The sequence below is a fragment of the Candidatus Alkanophaga liquidiphilum genome (genome assembly GCF_053996935.1).
Map to the genome: position 1 here is coordinate 1 of NZ_JBMXYC010000063.1, position 18,927 is coordinate 18,927.

The 18,927-nt window shown below is 53.1% G+C and carries 21 protein-coding genes; 13 read left to right on the top strand and 8 right to left on the bottom strand.

Annotated features, from left to right (window positions below):
- The first annotated feature begins 64 nt into the window (after positions 1-64).
- The 7 genes from ACXJJA_RS08195 (at position 65) to ACXJJA_RS08225 (ending at position 6,396) form a co-directional block, all read left to right on the top strand.
- Positions 65-364 (top strand): zinc ribbon domain-containing protein, encoded by a 300-nt coding sequence (locus ACXJJA_RS08195; RefSeq protein ID WP_456487729.1) that lies wholly within the window; start codon positions 65-67, stop codon positions 362-364.
- An 89-nt stretch (positions 365-453) separates the two neighbouring features.
- Positions 454-1,155: a PD-(D/E)XK nuclease family protein gene (locus tag ACXJJA_RS08200; RefSeq protein ID WP_456487730.1), complete on the top strand. Its 702-nt coding sequence runs from the start codon at positions 454-456 to the stop codon at positions 1,153-1,155.
- Positions 1,156-1,434: 279 nt separating this feature from the next.
- Entirely contained in the window at positions 1,435-2,064 is a 630-nt protein-coding gene (locus ACXJJA_RS08205) for a hypothetical protein (RefSeq protein ID WP_456487731.1), read from the top strand.
- A 307-nt stretch (positions 2,065-2,371) separates the two neighbouring features.
- Entirely contained in the window at positions 2,372-2,992 is a 621-nt protein-coding gene (locus ACXJJA_RS08210) for a hypothetical protein (protein ID WP_456487732.1), read from the top strand.
- A gap of 19 nt (positions 2,993-3,011) precedes the next feature.
- The gene (locus ACXJJA_RS08215) at positions 3,012-4,040 is read left to right on the top strand and encodes a hypothetical protein (protein WP_456487733.1); all 1,029 of its coding nucleotides are present in this window, start codon (positions 3,012-3,014) and stop codon (positions 4,038-4,040) included.
- Positions 4,041-4,049: 9 nt separating this feature from the next.
- Complete coding sequence (locus ACXJJA_RS08220; RefSeq protein WP_456487734.1) at positions 4,050-4,703, top strand: hypothetical protein; 654 nt, start codon at positions 4,050-4,052, stop codon at positions 4,701-4,703.
- 55 nt (positions 4,704-4,758) lie between these two features.
- A complete protein-coding gene (locus tag ACXJJA_RS08225; protein WP_456487735.1) occupies positions 4,759-6,396 on the top strand; it encodes a binary toxin-like calcium binding domain-containing protein in 1,638 nt (545 codons plus the stop codon).
- Between the two features lie 71 nt (positions 6,397-6,467).
- Here ACXJJA_RS08225 and ACXJJA_RS08230 read toward each other — a convergent pair whose 3' ends face one another.
- The 5 genes from ACXJJA_RS08230 to glmU (ACXJJA_RS08250) all read right to left on the bottom strand — a co-directional run bounded on the left by ACXJJA_RS08230 (position 6,468) and on the right by glmU (ACXJJA_RS08250) (position 13,635).
- Positions 6,468-8,354, bottom strand: coding sequence for a chloride channel protein (locus ACXJJA_RS08230; protein ID WP_456487736.1), 1,887 nt, complete (start codon positions 8,352-8,354; stop codon positions 6,468-6,470).
- 76 nt (positions 8,355-8,430) lie between these two features.
- A complete protein-coding gene (locus tag ACXJJA_RS08235) occupies positions 8,431-9,312 on the bottom strand; it encodes a triphosphoribosyl-dephospho-CoA synthase (RefSeq protein ID WP_456487737.1) in 882 nt (293 codons plus the stop codon).
- 78 nt (positions 9,313-9,390) lie between these two features.
- Complete coding sequence (gene glmS / locus ACXJJA_RS08240; protein WP_456487738.1) at positions 9,391-11,187, bottom strand: glutamine--fructose-6-phosphate transaminase (isomerizing); 1,797 nt, start codon at positions 11,185-11,187, stop codon at positions 9,391-9,393.
- Between the two features lies 1 nt (position 11,188).
- Positions 11,189-12,397, bottom strand: coding sequence for a bifunctional sugar-1-phosphate nucleotidylyltransferase/acetyltransferase (glmU, locus tag ACXJJA_RS08245; protein ID WP_456487739.1), 1,209 nt, complete (start codon positions 12,395-12,397; stop codon positions 11,189-11,191).
- A gap of 8 nt (positions 12,398-12,405) precedes the next feature.
- Complete coding sequence (glmU, locus tag ACXJJA_RS08250; protein WP_456487740.1) at positions 12,406-13,635, bottom strand: bifunctional sugar-1-phosphate nucleotidylyltransferase/acetyltransferase; 1,230 nt, start codon at positions 13,633-13,635, stop codon at positions 12,406-12,408.
- A 113-nt stretch (positions 13,636-13,748) separates the two neighbouring features.
- Here glmU (ACXJJA_RS08250) and ACXJJA_RS08255 point away from each other — a divergent pair, with 113 nt between their 5' ends.
- The 4 genes from ACXJJA_RS08255 to ACXJJA_RS08270 are packed head-to-tail and all read left to right on the top strand — an operon-like array spanning position 13,749 to position 16,301.
- Positions 13,749-14,825, top strand: coding sequence for a uroporphyrinogen decarboxylase family protein (locus ACXJJA_RS08255; protein ID WP_456487741.1), 1,077 nt, complete (start codon positions 13,749-13,751; stop codon positions 14,823-14,825).
- Between the two features lie 36 nt (positions 14,826-14,861).
- The gene (locus ACXJJA_RS08260; RefSeq protein ID WP_456487742.1) at positions 14,862-15,233 is read left to right on the top strand and encodes a hypothetical protein; all 372 of its coding nucleotides are present in this window, start codon (positions 14,862-14,864) and stop codon (positions 15,231-15,233) included.
- 7 nt (positions 15,234-15,240) lie between these two features.
- Positions 15,241-15,543: a hypothetical protein gene (locus ACXJJA_RS08265; RefSeq protein ID WP_456487743.1), complete on the top strand. Its 303-nt coding sequence runs from the start codon at positions 15,241-15,243 to the stop codon at positions 15,541-15,543.
- Complete coding sequence (locus ACXJJA_RS08270) at positions 15,507-16,301, top strand: hypothetical protein (RefSeq protein WP_456487744.1); 795 nt, start codon at positions 15,507-15,509, stop codon at positions 16,299-16,301. The genes ACXJJA_RS08265 and ACXJJA_RS08270 overlap by 37 nt, the downstream gene beginning before the upstream one ends.
- On the opposite strand, the gene ACXJJA_RS08275 is transcribed toward ACXJJA_RS08270, so the two are convergent.
- The 3 genes from ACXJJA_RS08275 to ACXJJA_RS08285 are packed head-to-tail and all read right to left on the bottom strand — an operon-like array spanning position 16,302 to position 17,755.
- Positions 16,302-17,081 carry a sulfite exporter TauE/SafE family protein gene (locus tag ACXJJA_RS08275; RefSeq protein ID WP_456487745.1) on the bottom strand — a complete coding sequence of 260 codons (780 nt, stop codon included), beginning with the start codon at positions 17,079-17,081 and terminating at the stop codon, positions 16,302-16,304. It abuts the gene before it with no gap.
- Between the two features lie 48 nt (positions 17,082-17,129).
- Complete coding sequence (locus ACXJJA_RS08280) at positions 17,130-17,402, bottom strand: zinc ribbon domain-containing protein (protein WP_456487746.1); 273 nt, start codon at positions 17,400-17,402, stop codon at positions 17,130-17,132.
- Positions 17,399-17,755, bottom strand: coding sequence for a transposase (locus tag ACXJJA_RS08285; protein WP_456487749.1), 357 nt, complete (start codon positions 17,753-17,755; stop codon positions 17,399-17,401). Before ACXJJA_RS08285 ends, ACXJJA_RS08280 begins: the two co-directional genes overlap by 4 nt.
- 14 nt (positions 17,756-17,769) lie before the next feature.
- Here ACXJJA_RS08285 and ACXJJA_RS08290 point away from each other — a divergent pair, with 14 nt between their 5' ends.
- Both ACXJJA_RS08290 and ACXJJA_RS08295 read left to right on the top strand, forming a co-directional pair.
- Positions 17,770-18,279, top strand: a complete 510-nt coding sequence (locus tag ACXJJA_RS08290; RefSeq protein ID WP_456487747.1) for a hypothetical protein — start codon at positions 17,770-17,772, stop codon at positions 18,277-18,279.
- A 354-nt stretch (positions 18,280-18,633) separates the two neighbouring features.
- Positions 18,634-18,927 (top strand): hypothetical protein (locus ACXJJA_RS08295; RefSeq protein ID WP_456487748.1); only part of this gene is annotated, 294 nt, incomplete at its 3' end.

An 18,927-nucleotide genomic window follows, 5' to 3' on the forward strand; every position in this document is an offset into this window, starting at 1 on the left:
ATGGTATGTGGCGGCGACCTGCGAGGAATAAAAATGATGCAAAGTTCAACCCGAAGGCAAATGCATGATTCATAACTTCTGGTCTCCTCGCTATCTATATAAGCGGATAAGCGAGAAGGCGGAAGAATACGGAATAAGAACGAGAAGGGCGGATGAAAGGGGCAGCACAAGCAGCGAATGTCCACGCTGCGGCGGCTCAAAACACGTAACAAAGAGAGGCAGACTGTTCAAATGCATGAAATGCGGGCTGGAAGCCCATAGAGATGCAGTAGGTTGTATAAATATAAGGCTCGCTCAGGGGGAGAGACTCCCTGCGGGGGTCATTAACCGGGCGGTGACTCGCCCTCTGCCCCTCTTGGTATGAGTAGGAACCTTCGCCCTTTAGGGCGGTGAGGATGTCAGTGACACACCCGTGGCTTTATTTACTTTTATGATGAATTAAAATAGGAGAAAATGAGCACGGAGTTGAAGCGGCAGCTCTTCGAATTGCTGGAGCGCGACCGAGAATTCCGACTTTCAGTAGCCGGGCTGCTCGGCTATCGGGACATCTTAGAACGCCTCGAGACGCACGACCGGAAGTTCAATGAGATTCTGCAGAGGCTGGAGGAGCTCGGTCGCCGCTCCGCCGAGCACGACCGCAAATTCAACGAGATTTTAGAGCGGCTCGACCGGCACGAGGCGCACCTCGCCGAGCACGACCGCAAATTCAACGAGATCTTAGAGCGGCTCGACCGGCACGGAGTCGAGATAAAGGCGCTGCGGGAGGACTTCCGCACGTTCCAGCGGCGGCTCGACGCTCTTGGCGCGAGGTGGGGGCTTATGTCGGAGGCAGCGTTCCGGGAGGGGATGAAAGGCATCGTCGAAAAGCACTTCGGCGGACACGTTGAGCAGTGGCTCTACTACGACGAGCAGGGCTTAGTCTTCGGTTTCCCCGCCACGGTCGAAGTTGACTTGCTCATTAAAGACAAAGAGCACATCCTCGTCGAGATAAAATCGCACGTGCGGCGGAGCGATGTCGCCATGCTTTTGAGAAAAGGTAAGCTCTACGAGCGTGTTAAGGGCGCGAAACCCAAGCTCGTGCTCGTCTCGCCTTACATCGAGGACGCCGCGAAAAGCGACGCCGAACGCCTCGGCATTGAAGTTTTTGCCCCCTGACAGCCCATATCGTGACGATGACGCTCCACAGGAAACGCCACCATTTCCTGAAAAACTTATTGAACATCAACGAAAATTAATTTTAAACATTTAAAACTTTTTTATATTCTCCCCGGAAAAACTTTCCTGACATCCCCAAATACAAAACGGACAATCTATAAATCCTTTCAGCTTAAAACGCCATTTCTGCGAGCGCAAATTTTATATATAACCTCGGAGAAGCTTTTTCCGTGGTGGAATACCACGATAAATAATTAAAATGAAGGGAGGTGAGGGAGCGTGAAAGTTAAGGCGCTGTTGCTCGTCGCCATCATCTTCGCCGCGGTCTTCGCAATGTTCGGCTCCGCCGCCGCCGACCACACGATGCAGAGGTGCCTCATCACGCCCGTCGATAACATCGAAGCCCAATACACTGCTTACCACATTACGATGATGAGCGCCGCATGCAACGCACTCGACAAAGGAAACTGGGTTGTTATAGACTTCAGTAACATGCCCGGCACGCAGGTCGACCCTGCCTTGACGACCATAATAATTGCGGAGAGTGACAAGTTCTACCTATATGATGTTGACCCCTCAACAGACACCATAACTCTCGCAGCCAAGGACCACGTGTCCTGCCAAGAGCAGGTGACGGTTCTGGTGGCTGGAATCAAGAACCCAGATGCTGCTGGCACCTATCCGGTTACGATATCTTGGGACAACAACACTGAGACAGGTATAGCCTACGTCGAGATAACCAAGCCGTCATACGTGGGCAGCACGCTCGGCAACATTGTGGGTGATGTCGTGTACATTGCAGACACGTTCGTGACCGCGCTCGCCGGCACTGACATCGGTGCTGACCTCGCGGACGTCCTCGCGGAGGTCGTGGACATCGTCGAGGACCTCGTCAATGCGCTACCGTAACCTGAAGGCGGCGAGCGGCTGAGCTGAGCTTGCTGGGCTGAGGGGTGCCCAACCAAAAACCTCTTAACTCCTTTTTTTTAACAAAAAGAGGAGTTCCAGATGCTTTCGTGGTTGTTTATATGGGGATTGAAGTTTGCGTCCTATTTAAGGGTAGGCGGCGCTGAATCCATAGGGCTACTGTTAAAAAACTTGAAACCTTCAAAATTCTTTTATTATCTTACATTTAAAATCAGATGCTAAGCCATGTTACACGGGGACGCAGGAGGGAGTCAAAACGCTTGGAAGGAGGGACGAGAACGATGAGGACGTGCGCACAAAAGCTGCGTCGGAATTACTGATAATAGCATTGCTGCTCGTCATGATAACTGGTTGTGCCTCAGCGTCGTTTCTTAGAATGGTTTACGATGTGCCTGAGGACAACACCGCCGGGAAGACGACGACGCACGCCATTTCTTGGGAAACAATAAATCCTGTGGAGAAAGGTGGCTTCATCAACATCACTTTCGCAACAGGCTTTTCCCTGCTGAACGTCACGCTCGCCTCTTACGACGGCTGCGACGTTGTTATTGAGATGGTGAACGCCTCCGCAAGAAACGTCACCCTTAAAGTCTTAGAAGACATTCCTGCTTCCATGGTATGCACTGTCGAGCTTGCGAACATTAAAAACCCTTCGAGAGCCGGAACGTTCACCACGCTCGTCACCACGCTCAACTCCTCATTCGTAACCATCGACCACGCTTATTCCGTGCCTTTTGAGATAATTGTCTCGTCTTACGTTAGCACCGCCTCCGCCTCGATTACCTCTAACATCATCAGGCTCACCGACGTCTTCTTCAAGTCGCTCCCCGCCGACGTCGCAGCGAGCGCCGCCGCCATCATCACCCAAATCGCAGAGCTTATAGAAACCTTCATAAAAGCGTTGCCGTAGTAGTTAGCGGGGCGGTAGTATGACGGTGCCGAGCAGATGTGGAAACGGAAAAGAATGCGTAACCGTGTTCATCCTCTCTTTTTTATTAGCTATGCTGCTCATATCAACGGCTCAAGCTTCTTATCTACGGGGCGTCATTGACCGTCTTGACGATTATACCGCCGGCGCCAATACTACGCACCGCATTAATTTCACGCTCACGACGGCGCTGAGCGCATGTAACAACATATACGTGGAGTTCCCGCCGGAGTTCGAGCTTTCGCTGCCGCCACTCAGTCTCGGCGCAACATCGCACAACATCACGCTTGCTGCCCTCGTCGGAAACACCGTCCGCCTCCACGTCGAAGAGCAAATCAACGAGAGCGAGCACTGCTACGTCGAACTCAACAATATCAAAAACCCTCTCATCCCCGCCGGCACCTACAATATCATCATGCACACCACCACCGATGCCGACGACACCTATTCCGCACCGTTTGAAATCGTCTCGCCGGCGCCCTGCGACGGGTGGTTAGGTTTGAACGTCACGCCCGCCGATAATCTCGCAGGCGCACTTACAATCTATAGGATTAACTTCACGACGTTTAAACCCGTAAAGAAAGGCGGGCACATCAACATCACCTTCCCTGCGGGCTTTTCGCTTACTAACGTCAGCGTCGGCCCATGCTCACCGTGCGAAGTCTCGTTGGATTCGGTAATCGGGCAGACCGTCGTCCTTGACATCCTTGCGGACATGCCCTCGAAGACACGCTACAAAATCACGCTGAACAACATCAAGAACACACTCATGCCCGACGAATACACGCTCACACTTAACACGACGTATGCGAATGGCACGCTCGCCGAAAGCATCACTTCCGCTTATTTCTCGATTACGGTGCCGTCGGAGGTGACGCTGCGCATGCGCTCCATCGCTTACCGCCTCGTGGAGCTCCTCGACGCCATGCTCAGAGCAATACCCACAGACACCGCCGGCGCCCTCGGCGACATCTTGCAAGTGTTCATCGAACTCTTAGACTCATTCATAGATGCCCTTAGGACGATTTGAAGTGATATGATGGCAGAAGGGAAAGTCAGAACGAGAAGGACGCCCGCAACCGCCGTAATAGCTATCGTTACGACTATAGCCGTAGCAACCTCGCTCGTAGCAACGGCGGCAGCCGCCGAACTCAGCTACGTTAAAGCTTCGTTGGAAAGCAACGCCGCTGGCGACTGCACGACCCTTAAACTAATGTTCAAGACGGTAAACCCGCTGGAAAAAGGCGGCGTCGTGAACATAACCTTCCCTGAAGGCTTTAACGTTTCAAAAGTGTGCTTGGAAAGAGCGATATGCTGCACGTTTGACAAAGTGTGCGTGGACGCTGCGAACCGCACGCTCTCGCTAAGAACCGCCGAAAGCATACCGGCAAAGGTCAAATGTGTGCTCACGCTCCGCAACGTGAAAAATCCACTGACGCCCGGCGAATATACTCTCGTGGTCGCAACGTTTAAGAACGGCACGATTGACGGCCCTACGCACTCAGTAACGATAAAGATAAAAGTGCCGCCGTCCGTGTCTTTAGCGCTCGCCTCCATTACCTCAAAGCTCATGATGCTACTTGACACTCTCGTGAATTCGGTGCCGGAAAGCGCTGCCGGTAACATTGGAAATGCGGTCTCAGAGCTTTTGAGACTCTTGGATAGTTTCATGCGCACGCTGCAAAAAATGTGATGGGAATCGTCATCTAAATTAATCATGAGGACGAAGTTGAAGGAGGGAGGAGGGTATGAAGAAGGTTAAGAAAAATTGGCGCCCAGCATTGCAAGCGCTCTTTGTCGTCATCATGCTGCTCGCCTTCTTTACCGTAAGCCATGCCAGCGAGCCTTCCGTCACTGTTGACTCCGACCATGATGGGATGCCCGACGGCTGGGAGCTCAAATACGGGCTTAACCCGAACGACCCCGGCGACGCATATCTCGACTACAACGACAATGGACTCCCGAACGTCGTCGAATACCTGCTCGAATTCGACCCGCTGAGCAAGGACACCGATGGCGACGGCATTAGCAACCGTGCTGAAATCACCGGGATGTTCGGCTTCGTCACGAACCCCAACCCACTTTATGGTCCCTTAGAAAAAGAAAGGAGTGGCGAGGAGAAGAAGTTCAATTTCACAATGGACACTGACGGCGACGGCTTAACCGACCTTGAAGAAATCGTTTGGTATATAGACCTGCACAACGAGACGCAGCTTCGGGAGATTTATCCTTATGAAAAGGATTTGAGCGTCGTCATCCAGAAGATAAAGGACCTGCGGGATATGTATCCATGGCGGCTGAACCCGCTTGACCCTGATGTTGACAATGACAGGCTGAACGACAGCGCCGAGATTTTGAACAAAACATCGCCGATAGACCCAGATACCGACCACGACGGGCTTCTCGACGGCGATGAGATTTTCATTTACGATACAAACCCAAGGAAATGGGATACCGACGACGACTGGCTTTCAGACCTTGAAGAGACAACGCCCGGTTTGGACGGTTTCATTACAAACCCCAATGACCCTGACACTGACGACGACGGCGTAGATGACGGCGAGGAGGTCTTCGCACTCGGCGCCGCCGCAATCCCGCCGAGCAAGCATGTGATGACGTTCGAGCAGTTCGTGAGCAGCGACGCCTACGCCTACGAATATGTCACGCTGCGAGCAAAAATCAAGAAAATTAACCCCCGCTCGACTCAGGGCAACCTCAACGAATACCGCATCGAGCTGGAAGACCCCGACGCCGCCGATGGCTCAGCAGCGATGCCCAACGACTCCAGCACTATTAGACACGCAATGCTTTATGTCGGCAACCGCTGGCACTACGATTACCAGCACGGCGGCATCTTCATCGATGATGTTTTCGGCTTAGCTCTCAAGGAGGGCGATATCATAATCATCGTCGGCATGGCACGCCGCCACGATGACTTCGAAAGCATGTATCGTTACATCACCATCAAAACTGGCTACAAAGACCCCTATACGAAAATAAGTGACGACGACGGCGGGATATACCTCGTGCTCGACCCGAGGGAAGCATATGAGCGCTGGATGCCATCAAGAGAGTATCTAAAAGTGCGTGCCGAGGTGAATCCCATAGCAGTCAAATGGACACCGCTACCTGCACAAGTGCCAACGCCGCCGCCTGCTGAAGCAGCAGCCTACGCCCCAGTTCATGTCGAGGAGACGCCGACACCTGGGAGTCTGGCCGAAGCTGAAAACGTCACGGCAAAGAGCTCCGAAGGCGGCAGGAAGACGCCACCCGGCTTCTTCACGTCCATCACCATCGCCACGCTCCTCATAATCTACGAGGTTTCAAAGAGGCGGAAGAACAGCAGGAAGAAGAAAAACAAGAAGAACGCAAAGAAAAAGGCTTGACCGGGCTTGACGACGTTGGTGTCGGTGTGAAGTGCCTCACGGCGCTTGCACGTGTATTAGCAGCGCCGCCACTACTCCAACCTGAAGTGCAGCGCCCGCTCGTGCGCGCGCACGATGTCGTACATCGTCAGGATGCCGATGAGCTTCTTGCGGTTGTCCTTATCCACAACTGGCAGCCGCCCGACGCCGCTCGTCGCCATTTTATGCATCGCATCCTCCAAAGACTCCTCGGGATGCGTCACCACGAGGTTCTTCGTAGCGATCTCCTCCACCATTTTTCTCATCCTCTCCTCTTCAGGCACCCTCTCCAAATCCTTCAGCGTCACCATGCCGACGAGGGCGCCGTCACGCACGACGGGATAGCCTATGTGTCCGGTGCTTCTGACTACGTTAAGTGCCTCTTCGATTGTTACATCCGCCGGGAGCGTCACGACATTCCTCGTGTATGCGTCTCTGACGTAAAGGTCTTCGAGAATGTCCACGCAAAACTCACGACGATGCGCCGGCGAGTCCCGCCTCGTCTCGTATTGTTTTGGATATATCGTCCACTTGCTCGTGAGCGTGTAAACGGTTATCGTTGCGAGTATCGCCGGTGCTAAGAGTGCGTAGCTGCCCGAAATCTCGCAGACTACAAATATGGCGGTGAGCGGGGTGTTTGCGGCACCGCCGAGGAGCGCCGCCGCGCCTATCAGCGCGAAAACCGCGGGCTGCGTTATGGTTTGAGGCATGAGGATGTGCAACGCCTCGCCGAAGGCGCCGCCGAGCGCCGCGCCGATTGCTAACGACGGTATGAAGAGCCCACCGCTGCCGCCTGAGCCGAGCGTGAGTGCGGTGCTCACCATCTTTGCAAACGCTATTATGATAAGGACCGAAAAGACGACCTTGCCGTAGAATGCTAATTGTATAAAGCCGTAACCGCCGCCGAGAAGCCCGCTGGCGACTACAATGGCGTCCTCACGCCTGTGAAGCAGAAGGAACGGCGTCACAACGAGCAGGAAGAAGCAGCCATGCAGCAGCCCGCCCGCCGCCGGCTTCAGCTTGAGCGGCAGCCTTAATCGCCTAAAAATCTCCGTGAAAAGCTCCATAATTTTTGGAAAAAGAACAACCAACGGGGCGCAAATCACGCCGAGTAACACGAAGCACAGCAGCGATATGGGGCGAAGGGCGGCAGCTACATCGTATTCCGGCACGCCGTAAATCGGACCCCAGCCGAAGAAAAAACAAGAAACGACGTAAGCGGTGAGCGCCGAAACCACCGCTGGGGCGAGCGTCTCCAGCTCAGAATCCTTCTTATATAGCATCTCGACGCCGAAAAATGCACCGCCGAGCGGCGATTTAAAGACCGCTGCGATTCCTGCGGAGGCGCCGCACGCCACGAGCCGCCGCCGTGACTTCTCGTTGAGCCCTAAGGCTCTGCCGACGAGCGAGCCGACTGTCGCCCCAATGAACGCACTCGGGCCCTCACGCCCGGCGCTGCCGCCCGTCCCGATGGTGAACACCGAGGAAATCGCTCTTACGAGACCACTACTCCCACTGAGCACTCCCTTTTTATCATGAAACCCCTCTATAAACGCATCGGTCTCGTGAACCTCGGCATCCTCGCTCCGCAGCCACCCGAACTTCACAACGCCGCATATTAGCCCGCCTAACGCCGGTATCAACGCAAGCAATAAGATTCCCGGAAAACTTAACGGGTCCACGTGCAATATTTCAGGGAGATGAAAGATGTGCGGCTCATGCTCCGGCATCGGCGGCTGATAGCAGGCGACGCCGCCCAAAATCAATGCTGAAAATGCGACGAGCGTCATATAAAATACAATCACGCAAAGACTCACAGCGATGCCCAAGAAAATCGTGTATGCTGTCCATATCGCCCATACGCTGAGATATTCTTCCTCTTCCTTGAAAATCTTAAATATTTCCGCAAAAGTAACCATGATGCCGCCGCCCTCGGGCACACCCCCGCTCTACTGGTTTAAGTGTAGAATATAAAAAGTTTGCGTCCGCAGCGGGGAGCCACTGCACGCTTAAAGCTCAAACCCGCAGCCCGCTGAGCAGCGCAACAAAAATTGCCGCTGCTGTGATGTCGGCAGTTGCGCCCGGGTTTATCCTCGCTCGAAGAAGCTCCTCGTCGAACCGTTGCAGCTCTTCGTCGCTACATCCCGCAGCTAAGAGTAGTCTCGCCCGCTTTGAGACTCCTGTTGCAGCTGCTTCCCCAAACTTCATCGCGACGAACGTATCAGGCTCGGCGGAAAGCATCTCCAAATACGCACGCACGATCGCGGCGTTCAAGCCCGCCTGCATAGTTTTCTCTTTTATGATTTCAGCATACTTGAACGTTAGCTTGAAACCGCCTGTCAGCTCCCTCGAAATTGCGTCGTAACCCGCTGAAATCTTCAGAACGTCGTAAAGCGTCAGCTCTCTCCTTCTTATCTCGTCTTGGGAGCGCGGGTCGAGCACATCCAACCACCCGACGCTACGAACCTTGACCCTTGCCCTCGGGAACGCTTTATAAAGCTCGATGGCGTCCTCGACAGTCGTTCGCTGCATTATCTCCTCGCTTCTCGCTTTTAAGGAGCTAGCGTCAGAGCTTGCGCCCGCTGCTGCTGCCAGCGGGATTAAGAGCATGAACGAGCCGAAGTGCGTGTTCCCACCGCTCTGCCAGCGCATGCTCTCCTCGACTGCCGCCCTTATGAGTTTGCCAACTCGACATTTTCGGCGCTCTTGTGCCCAGCGGACGCCATCTGCGGCTGCCGTCCTGAAAACAGGGTAAGCGGCGACCGCCGACGCTAAAAAATGCTCGTATTTCGTGTCTGCGAAGTCGTGGTGGCGGTCCACGTTGCCGGGCTTCGGCGACGCCGACACTTCCAAAAGCAAAGCGAGCGCCGCACATCTCGCCACGTAATCCTCGTCCATTATATTTAGTCCGCCGCCCTGGGAAATAAACTGACTACTGACATCCTTGGCTGCGAAGGTGCTTAACTATGACCTAAATCACTCAACAGTAACGCTCTTAGCGAGGTTTCTCGGCTTATCTATCTCGCAGCCTCTCTCCCTCGCTGCATAATACGCAAGAAGCTGCAACGCCACCGAGTTCGTGATCGCCGAGAATATTGGCTCGACATGCGACGTTCTTATCACAAAATCTACGTATTTCTCTATTTCCTCGTCATGCTCGTCGGCAACGGCAATTACAGGCGGCTTACGCGCCTTCACTTCTTTTATGTTGTTGAGCATAATATCATAGGTGCGGTCCGGCGCCACGACTGCAACGACCGGCGTCTCCTCAGTCAATAACGCAAAAGGACCGTGCTTCAACTCGCCGGCAGCGTAGCCCTCCGCGTGAATATAGGAAATCTCTTTGAGCTTGAGCGCACCCTCCAAAGCCACGGGAAAGCTTATGCCACGACCTATAAAAAACACGTTTTCGTAACTTGTGATACGCCCTGAAACTTCTTTTATCTCGTCTTCAGCATCCAAAACCCTCTGCACTGCCGTCGGGAGCCGTCGCAGCTCCTTAAGCATTTTCTGCCTCTCCGCAAGCTCAATGCTCGAAAAGTGCAACGCAAGCAGGTAAAGGGTTATTAATTGCGCAGTGAACGTCTTTGTGGCAGCGACGCAAATTTCGGGTCCGGCTCTCGTGTAAATAATCCTATCTGCGAGTCTCGTGACGCTACTGCCGAGGACGTTCGTGATGGCGAGCGTTGCGCAACCCGCCGCTTTCGCTCTTTTCAGCGCAGAAAGCGTGTCTGCGGTCTCCCCGGACTGCGTTATCCCGACGACGAGCGTCTCTCTGCTTAAGGGCGTCGTTGCATAGTTGAATTCCGACGCCAGCTCCACCCTAACGGGAACGCTCGCAAGCTCTTCGATGACATATTTGCCGACGAGCGCTGCGTGGAACGACGTGCCGCATGCCACCATCAAGATTTCAGAGGATTGGGGCACGTCCAAATCTAAATCTACGCCACCAAGGACGCCGTCACGCAAGTGCGTCGCCAGCGTGTTCTCTATAACCCTCGGCGTCTCGTGTATCTCTTTCAGCATGAAATGCTCATAACCCCCTCTCTCAGCATCCTCAATGCTCCAAAGCACCGTCTCCATTTTCCTTGGAACGACGTTGCCGCCGTTTTCTATCCGGAAGCCCCCTCTCGTGATGATTACCAAGTCGCCGTCCTCCAAGTGAACCACACGATTCGTGTGCTCAAGCAGCGCAGGCACGTCCGACGCCACGAAAAACTCGCTGTCGCCCACGCCCAGCACCAAGGGACTCCTGCTACGTGCGGCTACTATCTTCTCATCCGCCTTATGTAAAATCGCAAGCGCGTAAGAGCCTTTTACCTCATGTAAAGCCCTTCTCACAGCCTCCTCTAAATTGCCATTGTAATACCTCTCCACCAAATGCGCAACGACCTCGGTGTCCGTGTCCGAGCGGAAAACATGCCCCTCCGCCGCAAGCGTCTCTCTGAGGTGCTGGAAGTTCTCGATGATGCCGTTGTGGACGACGGCGATGTCGCCCTTGCAGTCGGTATGCGGGTGAGCGTTCCGCCTCGAAGGCTCACCGTGCGTTGCCCATCTCGTGTGCCCGACGCCTACGGTTCCGCCGACGTTCACGCCGCTTAAAGCCTTTTCGAGCTCATCTATGCTGCCACGCTCCTTGAAAACTTCTATTTTGCCATTACTCAGCACTGCGAAACCACAAGAGTCGTAACCACGATACTCAAGGCGTTTCAACGCCCCGAGTATTATGGGCTGCGCACTCCTCTTGCCTATATAGCCCACAATCCCGCACATCTCACCACACGAGGCTGTTATCGGGGATGATGCCTCCTGCCACCTTCACGTCGCCGACTCTCACGTTATTTCCGAGAATGGTGCAAGGCTTCGTTACGACATTGTCGCCGATGACGCAGCGCTCGCCAAGCATCGCCCCCGCCTCCACGGAATGGTGCTCGCCATTTATTTTCACGTCTCCCCGCCCGCTCTGCGTTGAAAAACGGTCGCCGATGCTGCAGCCCCGGTCTATTATGGAGTTCTTTATCGAGCAGCCTGCCCCGATGCTCACATCATCCATTATGACGCTGTTCCGCACGAGCGTGAACGCTTCGATGCTCACATTGTTCCCGATGCTCGTTGCCGGGAATATGCAGACGTTCGGTCCTATCTCGCAGTTCTTGCCGATTATTACCGGCCCGACGATGTAGGAGTTAGCTCTTATGACGCTGCCCTCGCCTATTTCCACGTCCCCTCTTATCATGATGTTTCTTTCTATCCGCCCCGCCAGCGTCCGCCCGGTGACGCTTAGCCGCAGCGCCACGTCATTCACGCTCAGAATGTCCCAAGGATAAACTACGTCGAGCCACGCCCCCTTGGCTTCGTGAGCCCGCAGCGTGCCGCCACGCTCGACAAATTCATTAAGAACGTCCGTTATGTCGGTTTTCTCGCCAATCTCGTCGAAAATACTTCTGTCGAAGACGTAGATGCCAATGTTCACAAGGGCGCTCTCAGCGCCGTCTTTAGGCTTTTCAATTATCTTCCTAACTCTTGCGCCACCCTCTGGCGCTTCTAAGCTCTCTATTTCGATAACTCCATATTTAGAGGCTTCGGGGTGCTGCTTGTAAAGTAGGGAATTTTTTTCTGCGGCTAACGCCGCTGCGACCGTGGACTCATCTACGATGTTGTCGCCTGAAATCACGAGAAACTCCTCAGCGGCGAGGCTTTCAGCCTGCTTCAAAGCGTGCGCCGTGCCGAGTTGCTGACGCTGCTCCACGTATCTTATGCGAACGCCGAAGTCTCGCCCGTTGCCAAAATGGTTCATGACCTTATCCTTGCGGTAGCCGATGATGAGAATGACGTCTCTGATGTTATTCTCCGCCAGCGCCCGCACTACGTATTCTAATATCGGCTTGTTCGCAACAGGGAGCATAACCTTCGGCTTCGCCGCTGTGAAAGGGCGCAACCTCTGCCCCTCCCCCGCCGCAAGGATTATTGCTTGTTTTATCATTTCCTCAGCTAAAAGATTACGGAGTTCGGCTCTATAATCCCGCCGACGGTCGTCCCCGGACCGATTCTCACGTTATTTCCAATGAGCGTCCCAACATTTATAGATACGTTTATGCCGGTTTTGACGTTGTCCCCGATGATTGCGCCGAACTTCCGACGCCCCGTATCTATTGGCTTACCCTTCACATGTATCTTGATGTGGGCGTTGTTAAGGCGGAGGTTTGCGACTTTCGTGCCGGCTCCGAGGTTGCAGTCCTCGCCGATTACTGAATCGCCGACGTAGTTGTGATGCGGCACTTTTGAACTCCTCATGATTATCGAATTCTTTATTTCTACAGAGCTGCCGACGTGGCAGCAGTCGCCTATCGCCGTATGCGGGCGGATGTAGCAGTTCGGTCCTATCTCGCAGTTCTTGCCTATCACCACCGGTCCAACTATGTAAGAGCCGTTGCGCACGATAGTGCCTTCACCTATGAACACTTCACCCCTCAGCGTGACGTTATCTTCCACCTCACCGAGCACCTCGCCCCTCATGCCTTTTAAGATCTCTTCATTAGCGTTAAGTAAGTCCCAAGGGTAACTGACGTCCAGCCAGTAGTCAACAGCAACTGCCAGCACGCTCGCCCCTTCCCTAATTAAAAGCCGTAGGGTGTCTGTTATTTCAAACTCGCCCCTCGGCGAGAGCTCAGTCCTCTCAACTGCCTCAAGCGTCTCGCTCGTGAACGAGTAAATGCCGACGTTTGCGAGGTTTGTCGGCGGGCGCTCAGCCTTCTCGAAAATCTCCACGACATGCCCGTCCTCGACGAGCACAATGCCGTAATCCTCAGGGCGCTCAACCTCCTTGACTCCCAGCGCAAGTGCACCCTCGTGCGCCATGGACACAAACTTCTGAATGTCCTCGCTCTTTAGAATGACGTCGCCGTTGAGCATTAAGAAACGGTCTCCGAGGACGTGCGCCGCCGCCTTCAGAGCATGCGCCGTGCCAAGCTGCCGACGTTGCGTCACGTAGCTTATCCGGATGCCGAGCCGCTCGCCGTCGCCGAAATAAGCACGCACTTTTTCATCATGATAACCAACGACAAGAACGACATCGTCTATTCCAGCTTTTCTGAGTTCGAGGAGCAAATGTTCAAGGATAGGCTTGTTTGCAATTGGCAACATGACTTTCGGCCTCGTGTGCGTGAGCGGACGCATCCTCGTCCCTTCGCCCGCAGCAAGGATGACTGCTTGTAGCTCCACGTTCACGCATGTAGCATTTTGGTTTTTATGCGTTTTGGTCGCTGCAACAAAACTTGAAAGTCGAAAACAAAAGGTATAAGTAAGGAGGGGGCGTATTTTCGTGGGGGGTTAGAATGAACCCGTATGAGCGGATGCAATTGGTTCTGAAAGGGAAGCTCGACGAGCTTGATAGGGTGCCTTGCTCCCCATATACGGGAATTTTCACGGTTGAGGCGTTAGAAAAGGCAGGAGTGAAATGGATAGATGCCCTTAAGACCACGGAGGGCATGGTGAAAGTCATAAAGACCGTGCACGAGCTCACAGGCTTAGAGAGTGCAACAGTGGGCTTTGATGCGGTGGTAGAGGCTGAGATGCTCGGCTTGATGCCGGACTTCAGGGAGAAACAAGCTGCTCGTGGCAAGTATATCTGGCCAACGATAAAAGTTAAAGGCGTAACGATGAGCGGGCGGAAGCTGGATACGCCCGCAGATTTAGAGGCAGTAATTCCTGAGGACGTGGCGAGCGCCGGCAGGATGCCTATGATATTAGAGGCAGTGAAAAGGCTGCACGACGAGTATTATGGCGAGATTCCTGTGTGCGCACGGGTTGGCGGACCGTTCACGATACTCGCAGGCTACATCATGGACACCGTGCAATTCCTGATGCTGGTGGTGACGAAACCAGATGTCGTGAAAGAGTTTTACGACGTTTACAAGCGGATGACCATCGAGGAAGCGAAGCTTCTCTTCGAAGCCGGTGCCGACATCGTTTCCATAGCGGAAGACGGCGCGGGTTGCGACAACCTTGCACCGGCACAGTTCCGAGACATTGTAAAGCCGAGGCTCAAGGAAATCTTCGACAAGTCGGGAGCGAACGCCATGACGATGTCCGGGACCGCCGGTCCGATAATAAAGGACTGCGCAGAGCTCGGCGCGAAGATAATAACCGTGGACGAGAAGACCGACATCGTCAAGGCGAAAAAAGATTTGGAGGAGGTGCGTCCGCAGCATTTCATGGCGCTCGCTGGCGACATCCCGACGATTGGCATGCTTGCGAAGGGCACGCCTGAGCAGGTGAAAAGCTACGTGAAGAATTTGATAGAAAGGGGCATCGAACTTGTGAGTCCGGGCTCGGACCTCTTCCTCACGACGCCGCTGGAAAACGTAAAAGCGATGGTCGAAGCCACTAAGGAGTTCGGCGCCCGCAAGTAGCGTGCTGAGGGAATGCGATAAGTATGCGAGGCTAAAATGAGACGGGTAAACGAGAGCGCTCTGATAACAATAAACGCAATCGAGGGCGGGCAGTTCGTTGCTGAGAAGTTCGAGAACGAGATGCGGGAGCGGACGAAGGAGCTCTGCCGCCTCTCCAAAGAGCAGGCTGAGAAGCTCGCCGAGGCTCTCGAAGGGGAGCTCGTAGCTTTGGGAAACGCAGAATGGAGCATAGTGATGAAGCCGCTCCCATATTTCCATATTTATTTCGCACTCGTCAGTGACGGCATCAAAGTCCTTTTCGACAAAAAAGCCTTAGAGGCGGGCATGCCCGTCGACGACGCCTACGACATCACGAGACTCGTCTCGAACGCCCTCGTGCGCAAGGCGAGGAAGCTTTTTCCGGAATGAGTAAAATTTGACGGCTGTAGGCGTGAAGGCAGAGATGCTTGAAGCCACGTTAAAAATGGCTGTTGAGCGAATGAGAAATTACCGCCGCTTTTACGAACAAAACGAGATGGCAGTGCGGGACCAAATTATAAATCCAATACTACGGGGCTTGGGCTGGGACCCAGAGAGCCCGGAGGAAGTGCTGCCGAACGTCTCTACCGATGAGGGCATCCCTGACTACACCCTTATGAAAAATGAGAAAAAGGTCTGTTCATCGAGGCGAAGAAACTGTCTGTGGATGTGGAGCAGAGGGAAGCTATTCGCCAATTAGCGAAATACTGCTTCAGCGAAGGAATGAAATACGGCGTCCTGACGAACGGAGTTGTCTGGATTCTTTTCAGAGCATTCCAAGAAGGCACCACAATTACAGAGCGAATAGTTTGGAAAACAGACATTGAGAGTGATGAACTATCGGCGAACATAAGGAGACTAAAGACTATTTCTAAGGAGAGTATCGAGGACATAGAAAATCTCATAAAGAAGCTTCAAATATTGGACGAAATTTGGCAGTCACTGGTGAATGAACCTTCAGAGTTAATTAGAGGGTTAATCCCCGTCTTTGAAGGGTTAATAAGAGAGGGCTACCCTGATTATGAATTTGAGCGCACAGAGATTGAAGATTTTTTAAAGGAAAAAATCAGTGAGCTCATCGAGAAAGAGCCGCTTCCAGAGCCGACATCTTCAGAGCTTATAATGCCAGAAATTGGGCGCCCGAGGAGGATGAAAATTGGCAGTGAGAACTTCGAAATCAAAACTGCAAAAGAAGTTTTGATAAATACTGCAGAATGGCTTATTAGAAGAGGGAAGTTGAAAAGAAACGACTGCCCCTTTAACATTGGTCGTGCATATAGACGATATCTAATAAACATAGAACCAAAACATAGATATGGTGACCCTTTCAGGGCGCCGAGGAGATTATCAAATGGGATGTATATCGAAACTCATCACAACGCTGCAAGCTGCATCAGTATTGCAAGGCAACTTCTTGAGAAATACGGCTATTCTGGGAAGATATTGAAAGTGGAATGACTAAAGCAAGTAAGGAAGAATTGTTTTCATATTAACTCCGACGAGCGCCACGCCCACCAGCGTCCCTAAAGTTCGGTGAGGAAGCTTTTTGCAGAGGAGCGCGGCGAGCGGCGCTGCAAGGGCGCCGCCTGCAAGAAGGGCGACGATGACCTGCCACGGGAAGCCTTGAGCGCCTAAGGTCAGAAGGAACGTAAGAGATATCACGACTGAGACAAAAAAGCCGGCAAGGTTCACGGAGCCGACGGCTTTCCGAGGTTCGACGTCGGAAAGCATCATACTCGCCGTCGCTATCGGACCCCAGCCGCCACCGCCGACCCCGTCCACGAAGGCGGCAACAAAACCCAGTAGCGACGCTCGACGGAACGATAGTCCGTAGCGAGACGCTGGGCTGTTGTTCGTCCGGCGGGGCGTGCGTGCGAACCTTAATATTATTCGCACGCCGATGAGGAGGAGGAGAGCGGCGACGGCAGGTCGAACGAGCGCCCCTGAAATGTAAGAGAGCAAGCACGCCCCGCAAATGCCGCCGAACATGCCAAATATCGAGAGCGGCGTTGCAAGCTCACGCTGGACGTTTCCGAGGCGGAGGTGCGAGCCGCCGGAGATGAGACTAACAAAAACCTTAGCGACGTGCACGCTCGCAGAGACTGTCGCTGGATAAAATCCTAAGAATATCAAGAGCGACGCAGAGAAGACACCGAAGCCTATACCCAGCGTCCCATAGGTGAGCTGTGCGACGTAGCCGACGCAAAATATGGTTAATGTCAGCAGTCCCCCATCCATCCCTCTAAATTAAAACGGTGACGGATAAAAGCCATGTCAATTACCCACCTACAAGTAGGAGGGCTTGCCTCCCGGAGAGGCTTCGGGGGAGGTTGACAGCTCCCCACCGTCCCGGAGGACGGTATAGCGGTTGCGAATGTTGAAGGCGGCGTTGGTGTCCGCATGCAGGCTGAAACCGCAGCTCGGGCAATAGAAGGAGTGGCGTTTGCGGATGCCGCCTCGGAGACCGCACCGGCTGCATGTTACCGATGTTCCCTTTGCGTCAACGAAGTCGCCGCCGCCCTTCCCTTGCACTTTGTAACTCACGAATCTAACAATCATCCCCCTTGCCATGGATGAAATCTACGATTCCAAGCCTTGCTCCCTTGTTTCCCTTGCTTGAAATTAAGTCTTTCAAAGACAATCACGGAGTTCTCCGGTACCCATTCAACCAATCTTTTAGTCGCTGTGTGGCAGAAATCCCTTGTTCTCCTTGCACGCTTGCCCTGCAGCCGTTTGAGGGTTCTGACAACAGAACGTGTGTTCTTACCCGCTGCCTTGTGCTGGGCAAGCCTCCTCTGAAGGCGTTTTATTGTCTTAGAGGCACGCTTATTCTGGATTCTTCTACTCAAACCAGTAATAAACAAAACATCATTATCAGGATTGACGGCTACAACGGCATTCGTTTCATTCAGATCAACGCAACCGGATGAATGGGCTTAGCTTCCTCAGCTTCAATCTTAAGGCTGACATAGCCGATGAGCTTGCCCCTCTTGACCTTAACATTGATGCTATCAACACGGACAGCCTTCTCAAAATACTGCTTGAAATAGTCAGGAATTGTATAACCAAGCTTCTTTCTTCCTCCAACTGTTCAGATGCTGAGTTTACCATCCTTTCGGAAGTCAGCATCCCTCCCCCGCTTCCCGACGAGGAAGAGCGCATGAGGTTTTTTAAACCTGAAGGGTTTAGTTATCTTATGAGTATTATGTTTCGCAGCGACATAAGCCCCTGCCGTGAGCCTGATGGCGGTGCAAGTCATCTGGGCGTTGAGCCTGCCCTTGACATTATGATAAACTTTCTTATGCAAAGCGAGAGCAGAAAGGGGTTCTCCGCCATTAAAGCAGACAGCGGAAATCGCATTTTGGACATCGGTGATGTTGATGAAACAATTCTGAAGTATAATGGCAGAAAATGCTTTTGCAGCTTCGGACGTTGAGAGGAACAAGATTGTCCATTTGAAAGTTTATCCTGCAAGAAACGCTCTAACTGCCTATTCCTTAAGTTTTGAAGATATGCGAGGTTGAAGAGCTGATTTTGGACAGAGGGGGACCATTGTATAGAGATGCCTTGCAGCGTTTAGGCGTCAGATTCAGACATGAAACTTTTGGAGAGAGGAGTTTGGTTGAATCCGTCTTTAGCTCCTTCAAGCAGAGAGCTAAAATATTCTTCAGCTCGCTGTTAATTTCAGGAAGAGAGAGAAAAAATTTGGAAGTTTAAGGAGGAGAAGAGCTTTAGAATGCTGGAATAGGTTCTGCAGGATGTTCGTATTTTACTTCAATGTGATGAGGAGGTGTTATTAGGACACGTCGAGTGGCTCAACAAGCATCCAAGGGAGAAAAGTTACCTCGCCCACCGGATAGGAGGAAGGAAAAATAGGACTCAAAGCTTTATGTTCGACTGGTTGAACGGTGGCACCGCCATATACTGGACGCTCGGGCAGTATCCGAATCCGATGCCGCTGTCGACGTTTTTGAGCGACGACTCCGAGGGCGAGCACACGCTCGACATCACACGTTTGGTCTTCAGGCAGCGGCGCCAGAACCGCGGGATGGGGGAGTGGAAGGTGCTTTCGAGGAACACACGG

Coding starts and splice junctions, on each gene's coding strand:
- ACXJJA_RS08195 (WP_456487729.1), top strand. CDS start 65: ATGATTCATAACTTCTGGTCTCCTCGCTATCTATATAAGCGGATAAGC.
- ACXJJA_RS08200 (WP_456487730.1), top strand. CDS start 454: ATGAGCACGGAGTTGAAGCGGCAGCTCTTCGAATTGCTGGAGCGCGAC.
- ACXJJA_RS08215 (WP_456487733.1), top strand. CDS start 3,012: ATGACGGTGCCGAGCAGATGTGGAAACGGAAAAGAATGCGTAACCGTG.
- ACXJJA_RS08220 (WP_456487734.1), top strand. CDS start 4,050: ATGGCAGAAGGGAAAGTCAGAACGAGAAGGACGCCCGCAACCGCCGTA.
- ACXJJA_RS08225 (WP_456487735.1), top strand. CDS start 4,759: ATGAAGAAGGTTAAGAAAAATTGGCGCCCAGCATTGCAAGCGCTCTTT.
- ACXJJA_RS08235 (WP_456487737.1), bottom strand. CDS start 9,312: ATGGACGAGGATTACGTGGCGAGATGTGCGGCGCTCGCTTTGCTTTTG.
- glmS (WP_456487738.1), bottom strand. CDS start 11,187: ATGTGCGGGATTGTGGGCTATATAGGCAAGAGGAGTGCGCAGCCCATA.
- glmU (WP_456487739.1), bottom strand. CDS start 12,397: ATGATAAAACAAGCAATAATCCTTGCGGCGGGGGAGGGGCAGAGGTTG.
- ACXJJA_RS08255 (WP_456487741.1), top strand. CDS start 13,749: ATGAACCCGTATGAGCGGATGCAATTGGTTCTGAAAGGGAAGCTCGAC.
- ACXJJA_RS08260 (WP_456487742.1), top strand. CDS start 14,862: ATGAGACGGGTAAACGAGAGCGCTCTGATAACAATAAACGCAATCGAG.
- ACXJJA_RS08275 (WP_456487745.1), bottom strand. CDS start 17,081: ATGGATGGGGGACTGCTGACATTAACCATATTTTGCGTCGGCTACGTC.
- ACXJJA_RS08280 (WP_456487746.1), bottom strand. CDS start 17,402: ATGATTGTTAGATTCGTGAGTTACAAAGTGCAAGGGAAGGGCGGCGGC.
- ACXJJA_RS08290 (WP_456487747.1), top strand. CDS start 17,770: ATGAATGGGCTTAGCTTCCTCAGCTTCAATCTTAAGGCTGACATAGCC.